The sequence below is a fragment of the Larsenimonas salina genome, from assembly GCF_023736155.1.
Classification (GTDB): Bacteria; Pseudomonadota; Gammaproteobacteria; order Pseudomonadales; family Halomonadaceae; genus Larsenimonas; species Larsenimonas salina.
This window is the reverse complement of sequence record NZ_JAMLJJ010000005.1, coordinates 169,913-184,032: the sequence shown is the minus strand read 5'-3', so window position 1 is coordinate 184,032 and position 14,120 is coordinate 169,913. Positions and strand designations below refer to the sequence as shown.

Below are 14,120 nucleotides of genomic sequence, written 5' to 3'. Positions count from 1 at the left end.
CCAACTAATTGACTTAGTTGTAAAAATTAATGGTGCCGACACCAGGAGTCGAACCCGGGACCTACTGATTACAAGTCAGTTGCTCTACCAACTGAGCTATGTCGGCACTGCATTAACAGTGTTGACTGGCTGGGGTACCAGGACTCGAACCTGGGAATGCCGATACCAAAAACCGGTGCCTTACCACTTGGCTATACCCCAACATGGTGGCCAGAGACGGAATCGAACCGCCGACACGGGGATTTTCAATCCCCTGCTCTACCAACTGAGCTATCTGGCCGTTGCCAACGGGTGCGTATTAAACCGAAAACTAGAGATTCGGTCAACACTCTTTTTCATCTTTTTCCAAAATAATTCGCACAGCAGAATTAATGGCTCGGCGGCACAAAGCCTTCGGCCACATCCGTAGGCTCGTTATCCAGGAAAAGCTCCATCTGAGTCATCAGATAACGACGCGCATCTGGGTCCAGTAAACTCAGATGTTTTTCATTGATCAGACGCGTTTGGTGCTGCTGCCACTCTTCCCACGCCTGCTTGGACACGGTCTCAAAGAGCTCCTGCCCTTTCTCACCAGGCAGAGGCGGCATCATCAACCCCTCTTTCTCTTCGCCATACTTACGGCACTGAACGGTTCGCATTCGACTTACCCTACGTTGTTGACTGAATAACATCCCGGGCGGACTCTAGATGCTCGAGAAGCGACTTGACCGGCGCGGCAAGCCCAATACCGGATACATCGGACGGGTCGACCCAGATACGATCAGCGCTCTGAAGCGCCTCATCGACACCTCTTAAGCGTACCGGGCACGGCGTGATGGTCAATCGAAAATGACTGAACACATGCACAAACGGCGCCCAATGCGGCGTGCGCTGTATATCGCTCGCTAAGCCCCGCAGCCAGGCCTCAAGCCCATCCCTATCCTCAAACTGGGGGAAGCTCCATAAACCGCCCCAGATGCCCTTCTCGGGCCGCTTCTCGAGCAGGACTCGCCCTGCGTCATTCTGAACGAGCGCAAAGTACGCCTGCCGCTCTGGTTTGGCCTTCTTGGGCTTGGACTCAGGAAAAGCGTCTTCCTGCCCACGTGCATGAGCCATGCACACGTCCTCAAACGGACACAACAGACACGCAGGCCTTTTTCGCACACACAGTGTGGCCCCTAGATCCATCATCGCCTGGGTGTACTCGGCGGCGCGCGTCGAGGGAAGATAATATTCGGCTAACTGCCATAGATACCGTTCAACCTCGGTCTTGCCGGGCCAGCCTTCCACGGCATGCAAACGGGCAAGTACTCGTTTGACATTGCCATCCAGAATCGGCGCTGGGCGGTCGGTCGAGATGCTGTAAATGGCGCCTGCAGTAGAGCGTCCAACGCCTGGCAGCGTCATGAGAGACTCGACTGACTCGACCGGAAACGAACCGTCGTGCTCGCTCATGACAACGCCCGCGGCCTTATAGAGATTGCGCGCTCGCGCGTAGTAGCCGAGCCCCGTCCAGAGATGGAGCACCTCATCCAGCGGCGCCTCGGCAAGCGCTTTGACGTCGGGAAAGCGCGCCATGAACCGTTGGTAATACTCGATGACGGTTGCTACCTGCGTTTGCTGGAGCATGATCTCCGAAACCCAAACACGGTACGGCGTTTTATTATGCTGCCAAGGCAGATGAGTTCGCCCGTATCGGTCGAACCAGGTGAATACGCGCTGTTGAAACGCCTCGGCGGTTAGAACGTGCATGCGCTCTCCTCATCGTCATGGTCCCACCATTATGCCGGTTTGTGACGGACATAAAAAAAGCGCCGAACGAATGTCGGCGCTTAAGACTGGCTTTTGAAGGATTGCTCAGTTAAATAGACCATCCAATGCGTTTTTTAGTTCCCTGGCGGTGTCACTTCCAAACTTTTCGCTCACCTTGTCATTGATGCCACGCTCAAGCTCTTTCTGAGTCTTGCGCTTGGCTTCGCTAACGGACAGCGACCCCAGTGACGCCTGAAGCGCGTCACGGTCAACCCCGCACCAGGAACCAGGCTCACCGGAAAATTCCCCCTTGCAGCGCACAGGGAATGCCACACGCTGGAACTTGTCACTGACACGGCAAGCATCAGGGTCCGCCGTATTCACGAAATGGCCCTTGAGTCCGTAGTCGAATCGGGCTGTGGGCAGATTGGCCTCACCGGCACCGTCGAAACGAAGCCCGGGAATCGAAAGCTCGAAATCATCGTTTCGGGCGACACCGTTTGTGATCTTGAACGTGCCTTGAAGTGTCTTGAATGGCGTATCCTCAGACCACTCTCGCGTCCCCTGCTTGCCGCTCAGCGTCGCAACCGCACCGCACATAGCCTTGGACAGATTTTGACCCAGTAGCGCCCCATCGGTTACATGGAAATCGACGCGACCGTTCAGATTGGTCAGCATGCTGTCGAACTCATTTGTTCGCGAGGTCTGGGTGCCCTCGAGCGCCAGGGCGCCCTGAATTTTGGCTGGTTTTTGAGTGGCGTCGGCAAGCAGCGGCTTGAGCTGAACGCCTTTGATCTGCTCCGACAGACGCCATGCGATCGGCGACTGGAGCACATTGAGCGCACCCTTGAACGCGGCTGATCCACCGTAGAGATTGGCATTGAGATGATCGAGGGTATGCTGACCATTGCGCCCCGATACGGCCAGCGCCACATCGGAAAGCGTCATTCCCTTGAGGGTCATCTGATCAAGCTTCACGCCCAGATCCAGCGACAACGTCTTGAGCAGTTCAACCGGCACCACTCCAGACGCATCGGCAGCGCCTTTCTCCTCGGCCATTGCCGAGCGGATCAGAGCGCTACGTGAGGCCTGATCAGCACCGCCTTTCGGCGGCGCCAGATAACGGTCAAGGTCAAGGCGCTTACCGGTCAGAGCGAGCATCAGTCGCTGCCCTTTGAGGCCAAGCTCAGCCTCGCCGGAGAAATCCTGATCATCGAGTGCAATATCAAGATCAGGCAGCTTCAGCGTATTGAGATCGCCCTTGATAGGAGAGCTGAAGGCCAACTTGGTCAACGCGCTCTTGTCCGCACTGGGAAGAGACACGTTCAATTGATCGGAAAGCCATTGGCGCACATTGAACGGCGCCAGCGTAAGCGTGCCGTTATACGAGGGCGAATCCAAAAGTCCGGTGACGTTCAGGCCACCACTCAAGCGAAGATCGTCGCCACCTGTCACGTTTATATCGGTCAAGGCTGCTGTCTGCTGTGAAAGATCGGCCTCTGCGGACAGTGACGCGGCAAATGGCAGCGCCTTCTCGGTTTCACCCGGCAGGTAACTTTCACCGTCGAAGGTTACGCCCTGAAGCTGATACCGACTCGCCTGAGTATCCGCAACGAGGCGCTCGATGCTGGCATTGAGCACTTGCTCATGAGCGCCATCGAGGGCGGGGTAGTGAGTGCGGCTATTGACGGCAAGCTTGGACAGCTCATAACGCTTGGCGGCAAGGTCGGCCCTTGCCTGGGTTTTAAGCGAGACTTCCGAGGTGAACTCGGGCGCCTTGCTGGCGAGCTCGAAACTCATGGTCAACGGAAACGACTGCGTCGGTACGATGTTCGAGCCTTCGATCATGACCTTGTCGAGGGTATATTCAGCGCCGCTTTCAAGGTCCTGATAATGAATCCAGCCGTTATTGACATTGAGTCGTGCGATGTCGATGCCCAGCGGCTGACTGGCCGCATTCTGCGGAGAGACCGGCCGAGAGGCCTTGGGCTTGTCGTTGGAAAGCGTGCCCTGACTCTCGCCCATATGATCGAGCACCTGAACCCAGTTGCCTCGTCCCTGCTCATCGCGTTTCAAGTCGAGCTTGAGCCCGTTGACGGTGATCCCGTCGATCGATACATCTCCGACCAGAAGCGGTGCGAAAGCGACTTCCACATCGGCGCTTTTGACCGAGGCCAGCGGTGAAGCATTGGCGTCAGACTCCGGCAAACGCACTGACGCGTCCTGAATCGACATGCCAAGGTGGGGATAGAACGACCAGTCCAGCGGACCGTTAAGCGTCAGATCCAGCCCGGTCTGTGCCTTGACCGCCTCGACCATGCGCGGCTTGAGATCGTTCGGATCCAGAAACGTCGTGACATAGATCACGCCACATACCAGCAATAACGCCAAAACGCCGATCGCTGCCAACAGGAGGCGAACCAGTGCTTTCATCGAAAAACTCCCTTGCAAATGGCCTGTTCGCGCATCCATTGCGCAACATATCGCGCGAGATGATGGCTCGCGGCAGGCGGGCCATCCCTTTTCTAACATCGTCGCTGCAGACATAAACTGAAACGAATGACCGCCAATGCAGGTAGCCTGCACGCTCATTTATCGGCGGCGGCGTCCTAGTGTAGCGGATGGCAAGGCGCCTTCTCTATAATGACCCCACTTCACGGGGCGCCCGTTTCAGCGGTCGCCTGTATTCCAACCGAGCTTGCCGGAGAGTGCGATGTCTCGTCCCGACCTGGACACCCGAACTGCCACTGTTACCCGAAACACTCAGGAAACGCAGATTACCGTGTCCATCGACCTTGATGGCAACGGCGATCTGAAAGCAGACACCGGGGTCCCGTTTTTCGAACACATGCTTGATCAGATCGCCCGCCACGGACAGATCGACATCAGTATCGACGCCCAGGGCGACCTTCACATCGATGATCATCATACGGTTGAAGACGTCGGCATTACACTCGGCCAGGCGTTTGCGAAAGCGCTGGGCGACAAGAAAGGCATCTACCGGTACGGCCACGCTTATGTACCGCTCGACGAAGCGCTTTCTCGAGTGGTCATCGATTTTTCCGGACGCCCGGGGCTATTCTTGAACGCACCGTTTACCCGGGCAACCATCGGCCGGTTTGACACCCAACTGGTCTCGGAGTTCTTCCAGGGCTTTGCAAACCACGCCCAGGCCACCGTGCACATCGACAACCTGAAAGGCGACAATGCTCACCATCAGGTCGAGACCATCTTCAAGGCCTTCGGACGCGCGCTTCGCATGGCCGCCGAACGTGACCCACGCATGGCCGGGCGTATCGCCTCCACCAAGGGTAGCCTGTAAGCTACCGCTTTCATTGATGTGACGACCAGGAGACTACATGACCATTGCCGTCATCGATTATGGGATGGGCAACCTGCACTCCGTTGCCAAGGCGCTGGAACATGTCGGCGACGAACGTGTCACCATCACGCGAGATGCGCGCGCGATCAAGGGCGCGACCCGCGTGGTGCTTCCGGGCCAGGGCGCGATTCGTGACTGCATGGGCGAACTCGAACGCACCCAGCTCAAGGGGCTTGTCAACGAGCTTCTAACTGACGCCGACAAACCGCTGCTCGGCATCTGCGTCGGCCAGCAGATGCTCATGAGTCACAGCGAGGAAAACGGCGGTGTGCACTGCCTCGATTACCTGCCGGGCAAGGTCAAGCGCTTCGATGACACCATGACCGATAACGAAGGTCACCGCCTCAAGGTGCCGCACATGGGCTGGAACCGGGTTGATCAGCACCATATGCATCCGCTGTGGGAAGGCATTGCCACCGGTGAACGCTTCTATTTCGTTCACAGCTATTTCGTCTCGGCCGAAAACGACGCCCACGTGTTCGGCACCACCCGCTACGGCCATCATCAGGCGCACATCGCCACTGGCCGGGACGCGGTGTTTGCCGTTCAGTTTCATCCTGAAAAAAGCGCCGGCGTCGGCCTCAAGCTTCTGGAAAACTTCGTGCACTGGGCCCCCTGATTACGGCCCACATTCAACAATAAAGGATTCGACACGACATGCTGGTCATACCCGCTATTGATCTCAAGGACGGCCACTGTGTTCGTCTCAAGCAGGGCCGAATGGATGATGCGACCGACTATGGCGCCGACCCGGTCGCCATGGCGCGCCGCTGGGTTGACGCCGGCGCACGCCGCCTGCACCTGGTCGATCTCAATGGGGCCTTCGAAGGGCGACCGATCAACGGCGAGGCGGTAACCGCCATCGCTCGGGCCTACCCCAACCTTCCCATCCAGATCGGCGGCGGCATCCGCTCCCGAGAAACCATTCAGTACTACCTCGATGCCGGTGTCTCCTACGTCATTATCGGTACCAAGGCGGTAAAAGAGCCGGAGTTCGTTACCGAGATGTGCAAGGCCTTTCCCGGTCACATCATTGTCGGACTCGACGCCCGCGACGGGTTTGTCGCGACCGACGGCTGGGCCGAGGTCTCGACCATCAAGGCAACAAAACTTGCCAAGCGATTCGCCAACGATGGCGTCGAGAGCATCGTCTATACCGACATCGCCCGTGACGGCATGATGCAGGGGGTCAACATCGACGCGACCGTCGAACTTGCCCGTGAAGGCGGTCTGCCGGTCATCGCCTCAGGCGGTGTGACCAACCTCGAGGATATCGAAGGTCTTGCCGATGTGGCCGACCAGGGCATCCTGGGCGCCATCACCGGCCGAGCCATCTATGAAGGTTCGCTTGATGTCGAAGAAGCCCAGGCCCTGTGCGATCGCAAGGCAGGAGAAGGCTCATGAGCCTGGCCAAACGCATCATACCGTGCCTGGATGTTGATCGCGGGCGCGTGGTCAAGGGCATCAATTTCGTTGGCATCCGCGACGCCGGCGACCCGGTCGAGGTCGCCAAACGCTACAACCAGCAAAATGCCGACGAAATTACCTTTCTCGACATCACGGCAAGCCATGAAGGGCGCGGCACAACGCTTGACATGGTCAGCCGGATCGCAAGCGAAGTCTTCATACCCCTCACCGTCGGCGGCGGCATTCGCACCTGCGAAGACATTCGGGCGCTGCTCAACGCCGGCGCCGATAAGGTCTCGATCAACACCACTGCCGTCACCCACCCGGAATTCGTTCGGGAAGCTGCCGAGCGCTTTGGCAGCCAATGCATTGTGGTCGCGATCGACGCCAAACAGGTCAGCACCGAGGGTGAACCGCTCAAGTGGGAAGTCTTTACTCATGGTGGGCGCAAGGAAACCGGGCTGGACGCGGTCGAATGGGCACGCAAGATGGTCGAGTACGGCGCCGGTGAAATTCTTCTGACCAGCATGGACCGCGACGGAACGCGTCAGGGCTTTAACCTCCCGATGACGCGCGCGATCAGTGACGCCGTCTCCGTGCCGGTCATTGCCTCAGGCGGTGTCGGCTCGCTTGATGACCTGGTGGCCGGAGTCAAGGAAGGGGGCGCCGATGCAGTACTGGCAGCCAGCATCTTTCACTTCGGCGAACATACGGTTGAAGACGCCAAGCGTTACATGGCCGATCATGGCATCGAAATGCGCCTCTGAGGGTCACTGACCGTCTCGAGTCAGGGGCGCAAAGACCAAACCTTTGCGCCTCACCCGACGCCCTGATTAAAGCGCCACACCCACGTTACTGACGCCATCGTTGCGAGCAAGGCGCTTCACGGCCTTGAGCTGCTCTTGATCAAGCCCCGCCTCGATCTGATCGAGAACGGCCTCCAGAAACGCCTGCTCATCCTGCATCAGGGGCTCCTGAGTCAAATCGGCGTCATCGTCTGCGTCACGGCTCAACTCGAGAAACCGCGCAACGCCCGCACTTGAAAGCTGGGCGACTTCCATGGCGCTGTCGATCGGGCGCGATTTTTGAAGACCATCGAAACAGCTTGAAAGCGCCATGGTCGTCTCAAGCGCAAGACGAGCCCCAAGGCTATCGTCGTGATCGATGTCCGGCTCAAGCTCCTCGAGCTTTTCGCTCTGACGCTCGAAATCGATTCGAGCCTGGCTCGGGCCCAACTGCTCCCAGATCAGATCCATCATCACGCGAACGCGATGCATATCCCCCTGCCCGGTCAGCTCGGTATAAAGGCCGTAGTTCGGCAGCATTCGCTCGCAAAGCGCCGCGGCCAGCGCCAACGCTTGAGAATCACTCAACGCACGGATACGGGTGGCCGCGTGCTCGGTAACGTTCATGGTGTCCATTTTCTGCCTTGATTCCGCGTTGGGGTCGATCGGGCCATCCGCCGCGCCCGCTCGACAAATATGCTAGCTTTGTGGCACATCGCACTGTTGCTCAAGGAGCGCTCATGCCGCGCCTGTTCGCCTACGCCGACTGCCTTAGAAGCGCACCGAACCACCACCTGCTGGACGGTGCCCGCCTGCTGGGCCATCACCGCACACGACCTCGATTTCGTTTGTTCGAAACCCCGCAGGAAACCGCGCTGTTCGAACCCGGCAACATTGCCATCGAAGGGGAAGTATACACCTTGAGTGATGCGCATCTGGCCTGGCTCGACCAGCATCTGGCACACGGTGCCATGACGCGTGCCACGACCCTTTCAACGCCTTACGGCAAGGCCTGGTACTACCGCTTCGATGCCCTTCCTGACACGGCACGGCCGTTACCCCACGGAGACTGGCTTGCCTACCGTACCGAGCGCGTTTGAATGAAGGCATTGCCTCTGTTCACGCCTGGTTCACGGCCAGAAAAAACGCGCCGGAATACGCCCGCGCTCATCAAAGACAATGCCTTCGTCCTGCAGGCGTCGACGCTGATCATCCGCACCACCGTGGTCGGCCAGGATGCCGCCAGAGCGCACGATACGAAACCACGGCAAGTCATGCCCGGCCGGCAGCGTTCTGAGCACATAGCCGACCGAGCGGGCCGTCGCGCCTTCAGTCATCCTGGCGATGGTGCCGTAGGTCGTGACCCGGCCCTGGGGTATGCGCGCCATGACCGTGGTAACCTGTTCTTTTAACGCCTCTTTCACCGGTTCCTCCGCTAAATTAACGCACTCGCTGTTTTCACCATGAGGGAATCATGCACATCTATTTCCTACAGCATAGCGACGAAGATGCACCTGCGCGGCTGGCTGACTGGCTGACGGGCATGGGACACAGCTACAACGTCTGCGAACTTCATAAAGACGAAGTGCCGCCACGCCCAAGCAATTTCGATGCGCTGGTCGTACTGGGTGGACCGTCACCGGTCAGCGGCGACGCACAGCTTGGGTGGTCAAAACGCGAACGGCAGTTGATCGATCGCATCCTCAAAAGCAACAAGCCCCTGCTTGGCCTTGGCCTTGGCGCTGAACTCATCGCCGAACAACTCGGCGCCGTGGTCTCACCGGCCGCATCCCCTGAAATCGGTTGGCATACCGTTACGCGCCACGAAGACTGTGCGCTGCCGCTGCCGGAAACGTTCGATCTGTTTCAATGGCGCGAGCGCGTGTTCGGCCTGCCGGAGGGGTGCACGCCCATCGGCGCGAGCACGGCAAGCCCGGTTCAGGGCTTTAGCTGGGACTACAACCGAGTCATCGCCCTGCAGGGCCATCCCGAGGCCACGCCGGCCTGGGCACGCGCGCAGTACAACGCCAAGACCGCAATCGAAGGTCCCTATACTCAATTCGAGGCGGACGCACTGGATATCGGCAAGCGCTTTGACCGGCTGGCCCCGATTCTCGACCGGCTGATGCTCGCCTGGCTCAACGAGCTGATCGATTGAGCGCCCCCGTAAACCGCTTGTCCTGACGCATAAAAAACGCCCCGAATTCGGGGCGTTTTTGAAAGGCTCAGGCGTTATCCCACGACCGAGATCGTCGGCGCCCCCTCCTTGGCACTCAGGCACTCTCCGAACGGCTCGAGGGTCATGCCGTACTCACGCCCCAAACGCTCGACATCGTCGTCCCAGGCCGGGTCAACCGCGACCAAAAGTCCGCCGGAGGTCTGCGGGTCGCACAGCCACTGCCAATGTGCGTCGTCCATCTGATTCAGCGCCTTGCCAAGCGCGTTGCGGTTGCGTGCGGTCGCTTCCGGCACGATGCCTTGCCGGCGATAGCCCTCGGCCACCTTGATGCGGGGCACCTTGTTGAATTCGATGCGCGCCTGCACGCCGCTGCCTCGACACATCTCTTCCAGATGGCCCGCAAGCCCGAAGCCGGAGACGTCGGTCATGGCGTTGACACCCTTGATGCGCCCCAGCGCTTCACCGATGCGGTTGGGCTTGAGCATCGTTTCGGTGGCAAGGCCGCGGTGGCCCGGATCAAGACCGCCCTTGCGCTCGGCTTCGGTCAAAAGGCCGGTACCGATAGGCTTGGTCAGATACAGCTTGTCGCCAGGTTTGGCACCCATGTTGCGCTTTAGATTTTCAAGCGGAACCATGCCGTTGACCGAAAGCCCGAAGATCGGCTCGGCCGTATCAATCGAATGCCCACCGGACAGCGCCACCCCAAGCTCGCGGCAAACGGTCTGCGCGCCCGAGACAACGTCGCCTGCGATCTTCGCCGGCAGTTTCGACAGCGGCCAGCAAAGAATTCCCAGCGCCATGAATGGCTTGCCGCCCATGGCGTAGACATCGCTCATGGCGTTGGTCGCAGCGATACGCCCGAAATCGAACGGATCGTCGACGATCGGCATGAAGAAATCGGTGGTCGAGACCAGGCCCTGGCCCGTGCCGAGATCAAAGACGGCGGCGTCTTCGTGACCCTGGTTACCGACGATCAGCTGGCTATTGATGGCGCCGGGGCCTGCATTGGCAAGAATCGAGTCCAGAACGTCAGGAGCCACCTTGCAGCCACTGCCGGCACCTTGGCTGTACTGCGTCAAGCGAATGGAAGTCATAATCGGTCCTTATGGCGTACCGCATCCACGCGGTGCACAGAGTGTTTCACTAGATAATAGCATCGGCGCAAGTGTACGTCGGCTCGAGTGAGTCAAGCCATGCCGAAGCGTTACAGGGCATCGATGGCTTGCATAAGTTTATCTACGGCGACGACCTCCATCCCTTCAGGCCGCTTCTTGGGCACATTGGCGTTCGGTGCGATGGCGCGGGTAAACCCGTGCTTGGCGGCCTCGATCAGTCGCTCCTGGCCGCTCGGCACCGGCCGGATCTCACCTGAAAGCCCCACTTCGCCGAACACCACCAACTCTCGCGGCAGCGGCGTATTCTTGAGACTGGAGACGATCGCGAGCAGCACCGCCAAGTCGGCACTGGTTTCCAGCACCTTGACCCCGCCGACCACATTAACGAACACGTCCTGGTCACCAGTAAAGAGCCCACCGTGCTTGTGAAGCACCGCCAGCAACATGGCCAGACGCTGGCTGTCCATACCGACCGAGACTCGCCGCGGATTACCAAGTGCTGACTCATCGAGCAGGGCCTGCACTTCGACCAGAAGTGGGCGCGTGCCTTCCCACACCACCATGACCACGCTGCCGGGCGCCTGCTCTTCCCCGCGCGACAGGAAAATGGCACTTGGGTTTTTCACTTCCTTGAGCCCGTGCTCAAGCATCGCGAACACACCGAGCTCGTTGACAGCACCAAATCGGTTCTTGTGCCCGCGAAGCGTTCGAAAACGTGAGTCGGCGCCGCCCTCCAGCAAAAGCGAGGCGTCGATCATGTGCTCGAGCACTTTCGGCCCGGCAAGCGTACCGTCCTTGGTGACGTGCCCCACCAGCAACAGCACCGTGCTGCTCTGTTTGGCAAAGCGGGTCAGGGCCGCTGCGGATTCGCGCACCTGCGCCACGCCACCCGGCGCGGAGGAGACGTCTTCAAGATGCATCGTCTGAATCGAGTCGATGATCAAAACGTCCGGCGTCTCGCGCTCGGCCGTTGCAAGGATGGTCTCGACGCTGGTTTCTCCCAGCATCTTGAGCCCCTGGGTCGGGAGCTTGAGCCGATGCGCCCGCATGGCGACCTGCGAAAGCGACTCCTCACCGGTCACGTAAAGCACCTTCTTGCCCTGAGCAAGCGCACAGGCGGTCTGCAAAAGCAGCGTCGATTTTCCGGCACCCGGGCTTCCGCCGAGCAGGACGGCCGACCCCGGTACCAACCCGCCTCCCAGCACGCGGTCAAACTCACCGAACGTGGAGCTGAACCGGGGCACCTCGCTCAGATCGACCTGTGCCAGGTCGGTCACATTTGATGACAGGCTTCCGGCATAGCCTGAACGCCCCGCGCTTGCGGAGCTACCGCCACTGCGTGCCGGAGACGCGGAGAGACGCAGCTCTGTCAGCGTGTTCCATTCGCGGCAATTGGAACATTGCCCCTGCCATTTGGAATATTCCGCACCGCACTCGGTGCACACGAACGCACTTTTTGCCTTGGCCATTCACTTTCCCCGGTCGAAACGGGCTCTTCTTTAACGTCGTGAGTCAAAAAAGGCGCCCGAAGGCGCCTTGGAGCGTATAGCAACCCTGCACGACTTACTGCGCCGCGCTGGCCTGCTGCCGCTTGAGCTGGAGAGTCTGGCCATTTTCGAACTTGCGCAGCTGTGGATCGATCAGCTCCAGCGTGTTCGGGTCGACCTTCAGGAAGTAATACACCTGGCCTTCGCCGTTCGGCGTCAGCTCATACACCGTTGCGTCCGGGTTGGACTGCGTGCCGGAAATCATGTCCCAGTTGCCCTCGTAATGCTCCTTGGGCGGATTCTGGGGATGGTTCAGGTATTCAGCATCGAGTGAAAAGGTGCGCTCGGCGGCCTGAGCCTGCTCTGTGCCCTTGAGATCGACGGTAAGCTCGATTCCGTCGCAGTTACGGCAAGGAAGGGTCCCTTGATACTCGGCGGTCTGAACGCGCTCTTCCTGGCTTGTGGACTGAGAGCCCGACGTCGCACACCCTGCGAGCACGGCGGTCATGGCAACCCCCGCCAGCAACGTTCTGATCTGCATGAACTGTACTCCTTTGCGTCATTGTCAGGCCGCAAGACAGCGGCTTGCCTTACAGCATAGCGGTTCGTGACGGTCGGCGACCAGCCCGGGATGCGCATGACTTACATTTCCATGTCGCCAGTTCGTTCTCCTCTTTTAGTCGCACAGTGTCGTTTTTTGCCGTCAAACTGTCGCAAACAGAAAGGTGCCTACCCCAGTCGCTCCTATGCTGAACCGGCCTTGGCCCGTCGAGATCGCCGAGGTCGTTCATAAAAATTAGGAGAGCACGCCATGTCATCACCCGCCAACCGAGGCGTTGTCTTTCGCGGCGCCGGAAAGGTTAACGTCGAGTCCATTCCCTTTCCCGAACTGGCGCTGGGCAACCGTCAATGCCATCACGGCGTTATCCTCAAGGTCCTGACCACCAACATCTGCGGCAGCGACCAGCACATGGTCCGCGGTCGTACCACGGCCCCTGAAGGCCTGGTTCTCGGTCACGAAATCACCGGTGAGGTTATCGAGTGCGGTCGTGATGTCGAATTCGTCAACAAGGGCGATATCGTATCCGTCCCGTTCAACGTCGCCTGCGGCCGTTGCCGCAACTGTATCCGCGGCGATACGCACATCTGTCTCAATGTTAACGGCGATCGCGCCGGCGGCGCTTACGGCTACGTTGACATGGGTGGCTGGGTTGGCGGTCAGGCCGAATACGTCATGGTCCCGTATGCCGACTTCCAGCTGCTGGTGTTCCCGGACAAGGAACAGGCCATGGAAAAGATCCTTGACCTGACCATGCTGTCCGACATCTTCCCGACAGGTTTCCATGGCTGCTACATGGCGGGCGTGCGTCCTGGTTCAACCGTTTACATCGCAGGCGCGGGCCCAGTCGGCCTGGCGGCCGCCATGTCCGCACAGCTTCTGGGCGCCTCCTGCGTCATCGTGGGCGACATGAACGACAAGCGCCTTGAACAGGCACGCAGCTTTGGCTGTGAAGGGCTCGACCTCAAGCAGGACGCGTCCATGCCGGATCTGATCGAGAGCGTGCTGGGCATTCCGGAAGTGGATTGCGCCGTCGACGCGGTCGGCTTCGAAGCCAACTGCCATGGCCATAACCACAGCCATGAACAGCCGGCGACCGTTCTTAACGCCGCCATGGAAATTACCCAGGCAGGCGGTCAGGTCGGTATTCCGGGCCTGTACGTCACTGAAGATCCGGGTGCATCGAGCGAAGAAGCCAAGCACGGCAACATCTCGATGAAATTCGGTCTTGGCTGGGCAAAAGCCATGTCTTTCCACACCGGTCAGACCCCGGCAATGCGCTATCAGCGCCAGCTGATGAAGGCTATCCTTCGCGACCGCGCCCCGATCGGCAAGGCCGTCAACGTTCAGACCATTTCGCTGGACGACGCGCCCAAGGGCTACGCCGCGTTCGACGGTGGTGCTGCTCAGAAGTTCGTCATCGACCCGCACGGCCAGCTCTAAGCCTGACCGGTACGTTCGATACCGAGCTACAA

At 59.4% G+C, this 14,120-nt stretch carries 15 protein-coding genes and 3 tRNA genes; 7 read left to right on the top strand and 11 right to left on the bottom strand.

What is annotated here, in order from left to right; all coding sequences use genetic code 11:
- Window positions 1-30: 30 nt before the first annotated feature.
- From NAT23_RS11360 to NAT23_RS11335, 6 genes are all read right to left on the bottom strand, one after another.
- A tRNA-Thr gene (locus tag NAT23_RS11360) sits at window positions 31-106 on the bottom strand.
- Window positions 107-126: 20 nt separating this feature from the next.
- Window positions 127-201, bottom strand: a tRNA-Gln gene (locus NAT23_RS11355).
- Between the two features lie 3 nt (window positions 202-204).
- Window positions 205-280 (bottom strand) — tRNA-Phe (locus NAT23_RS11350).
- Between the two features lie 88 nt (window positions 281-368).
- Window positions 369-638, bottom strand: a complete 270-nt coding sequence (locus NAT23_RS11345; RefSeq protein WP_285836139.1) for an oxidative damage protection protein — start codon at window positions 636-638, stop codon at window positions 369-371.
- 10 nt (window positions 639-648) lie between these two features.
- Window positions 649-1,731, bottom strand: coding sequence for an A/G-specific adenine glycosylase (gene mutY, locus NAT23_RS11340; RefSeq protein ID WP_251928388.1), 1,083 nt, complete (start codon window positions 1,729-1,731; stop codon window positions 649-651).
- Between the two features lie 105 nt (window positions 1,732-1,836).
- On the bottom strand, window positions 1,837-4,164 hold the full coding sequence (locus tag NAT23_RS11335; protein WP_251928387.1) for an AsmA family protein: 2,328 nt from the start codon (window positions 4,162-4,164) through the stop codon (window positions 1,837-1,839).
- 295 nt (window positions 4,165-4,459) lie between these two features.
- On the opposite strand from NAT23_RS11335, the gene hisB reads away from it, so the two are divergent.
- The 4 genes from hisB to hisF are packed head-to-tail and all read left to right on the top strand — an operon-like array spanning window position 4,460 to window position 7,287.
- Window positions 4,460-5,053, top strand: coding sequence for an imidazoleglycerol-phosphate dehydratase HisB (hisB, locus tag NAT23_RS11330; protein ID WP_251595254.1), 594 nt, complete (start codon window positions 4,460-4,462; stop codon window positions 5,051-5,053).
- A gap of 37 nt (window positions 5,054-5,090) precedes the next feature.
- Window positions 5,091-5,732 carry an imidazole glycerol phosphate synthase subunit HisH gene (hisH, locus tag NAT23_RS11325; RefSeq protein ID WP_251928386.1) on the top strand — a complete coding sequence of 214 codons (642 nt, stop codon included), beginning with the start codon at window positions 5,091-5,093 and terminating at the stop codon, window positions 5,730-5,732.
- A gap of 38 nt (window positions 5,733-5,770) precedes the next feature.
- A complete protein-coding gene (gene hisA / locus NAT23_RS11320; protein ID WP_251928385.1) occupies window positions 5,771-6,517 on the top strand; it encodes a 1-(5-phosphoribosyl)-5-[(5-phosphoribosylamino)methylideneamino]imidazole-4-carboxamide isomerase in 747 nt (248 codons plus the stop codon).
- Window positions 6,514-7,287, top strand: coding sequence for an imidazole glycerol phosphate synthase subunit HisF (gene hisF, locus NAT23_RS11315; RefSeq protein WP_251928384.1), 774 nt, complete (start codon window positions 6,514-6,516; stop codon window positions 7,285-7,287). Before hisA ends, hisF begins: the two co-directional genes overlap by 4 nt.
- Window positions 7,288-7,353: 66 nt before the next feature.
- Here hisF and NAT23_RS11310 read toward each other — a convergent pair whose 3' ends face one another.
- Complete coding sequence (locus tag NAT23_RS11310; RefSeq protein WP_251928382.1) at window positions 7,354-7,941, bottom strand: YjaG family protein; 588 nt, start codon at window positions 7,939-7,941, stop codon at window positions 7,354-7,356.
- A gap of 104 nt (window positions 7,942-8,045) precedes the next feature.
- Between NAT23_RS11310 and NAT23_RS11305 the strand changes: the two genes are divergently transcribed.
- Window positions 8,046-8,405 carry a gamma-glutamylcyclotransferase family protein gene (locus tag NAT23_RS11305; protein ID WP_251928380.1) on the top strand — a complete coding sequence of 120 codons (360 nt, stop codon included), beginning with the start codon at window positions 8,046-8,048 and terminating at the stop codon, window positions 8,403-8,405.
- A gap of 30 nt (window positions 8,406-8,435) precedes the next feature.
- Here the strand turns inward: NAT23_RS11305 and NAT23_RS11300 are convergent, their stop codons facing one another.
- Entirely contained in the window at window positions 8,436-8,729 is a 294-nt protein-coding gene (locus NAT23_RS11300) for an MGMT family protein (protein WP_251928377.1), read from the bottom strand.
- Between the two features lie 50 nt (window positions 8,730-8,779).
- Between NAT23_RS11300 and NAT23_RS11295 the strand changes: the two genes are divergently transcribed.
- Window positions 8,780-9,463: a type 1 glutamine amidotransferase gene (locus tag NAT23_RS11295; protein ID WP_251928375.1), complete on the top strand. Its 684-nt coding sequence runs from the start codon at window positions 8,780-8,782 to the stop codon at window positions 9,461-9,463.
- Between the two features lie 74 nt (window positions 9,464-9,537).
- Here the strand turns inward: NAT23_RS11295 and selD are convergent, their stop codons facing one another.
- The 3 genes from selD to NAT23_RS11280 form a co-directional block, all read right to left on the bottom strand.
- Window positions 9,538-10,578: a selenide, water dikinase SelD gene (gene selD, locus NAT23_RS11290; RefSeq protein ID WP_251928373.1), complete on the bottom strand. Its 1,041-nt coding sequence runs from the start codon at window positions 10,576-10,578 to the stop codon at window positions 9,538-9,540.
- 110 nt (window positions 10,579-10,688) lie between these two features.
- A complete protein-coding gene (gene radA / locus NAT23_RS11285; RefSeq protein ID WP_251928371.1) occupies window positions 10,689-12,068 on the bottom strand; it encodes a DNA repair protein RadA in 1,380 nt (459 codons plus the stop codon).
- Between the two features lie 94 nt (window positions 12,069-12,162).
- Complete coding sequence (locus tag NAT23_RS11280; RefSeq protein ID WP_251928369.1) at window positions 12,163-12,627, bottom strand: copper resistance protein NlpE N-terminal domain-containing protein; 465 nt, start codon at window positions 12,625-12,627, stop codon at window positions 12,163-12,165.
- 270 nt (window positions 12,628-12,897) lie between these two features.
- Here NAT23_RS11280 and fdhA point away from each other — a divergent pair, with 270 nt between their 5' ends.
- Window positions 12,898-14,088, top strand: a complete 1,191-nt coding sequence (gene fdhA / locus NAT23_RS11275) for a formaldehyde dehydrogenase, glutathione-independent (RefSeq protein WP_251928367.1) — start codon at window positions 12,898-12,900, stop codon at window positions 14,086-14,088.
- Window positions 14,089-14,120 lie beyond the last annotated feature (32 nt).

Coding starts and splice junctions, on each gene's coding strand:
- NAT23_RS11345 (WP_285836139.1), bottom strand. CDS start 638: ATGCGAACCGTTCAGTGCCGTAAGTATGGCGAAGAGAAAGAGGGGTTG.
- mutY (WP_251928388.1), bottom strand. CDS start 1,731: ATGCACGTTCTAACCGCCGAGGCGTTTCAACAGCGCGTATTCACCTGG.
- NAT23_RS11335 (WP_251928387.1), bottom strand. CDS start 4,164: ATGAAAGCACTGGTTCGCCTCCTGTTGGCAGCGATCGGCGTTTTGGCG.
- hisH (WP_251928386.1), top strand. CDS start 5,091: ATGACCATTGCCGTCATCGATTATGGGATGGGCAACCTGCACTCCGTT.
- hisA (WP_251928385.1), top strand. CDS start 5,771: ATGCTGGTCATACCCGCTATTGATCTCAAGGACGGCCACTGTGTTCGT.
- hisF (WP_251928384.1), top strand. CDS start 6,514: ATGAGCCTGGCCAAACGCATCATACCGTGCCTGGATGTTGATCGCGGG.
- NAT23_RS11310 (WP_251928382.1), bottom strand. CDS start 7,941: ATGGACACCATGAACGTTACCGAGCACGCGGCCACCCGTATCCGTGCG.
- NAT23_RS11305 (WP_251928380.1), top strand. CDS start 8,046: ATGCCGCGCCTGTTCGCCTACGCCGACTGCCTTAGAAGCGCACCGAAC.
- NAT23_RS11295 (WP_251928375.1), top strand. CDS start 8,780: ATGCACATCTATTTCCTACAGCATAGCGACGAAGATGCACCTGCGCGG.
- selD (WP_251928373.1), bottom strand. CDS start 10,578: ATGACTTCCATTCGCTTGACGCAGTACAGCCAAGGTGCCGGCAGTGGC.
- radA (WP_251928371.1), bottom strand. CDS start 12,068: ATGGCCAAGGCAAAAAGTGCGTTCGTGTGCACCGAGTGCGGTGCGGAA.
- NAT23_RS11280 (WP_251928369.1), bottom strand. CDS start 12,627: ATGCAGATCAGAACGTTGCTGGCGGGGGTTGCCATGACCGCCGTGCTC.
- fdhA (WP_251928367.1), top strand. CDS start 12,898: ATGTCATCACCCGCCAACCGAGGCGTTGTCTTTCGCGGCGCCGGAAAG.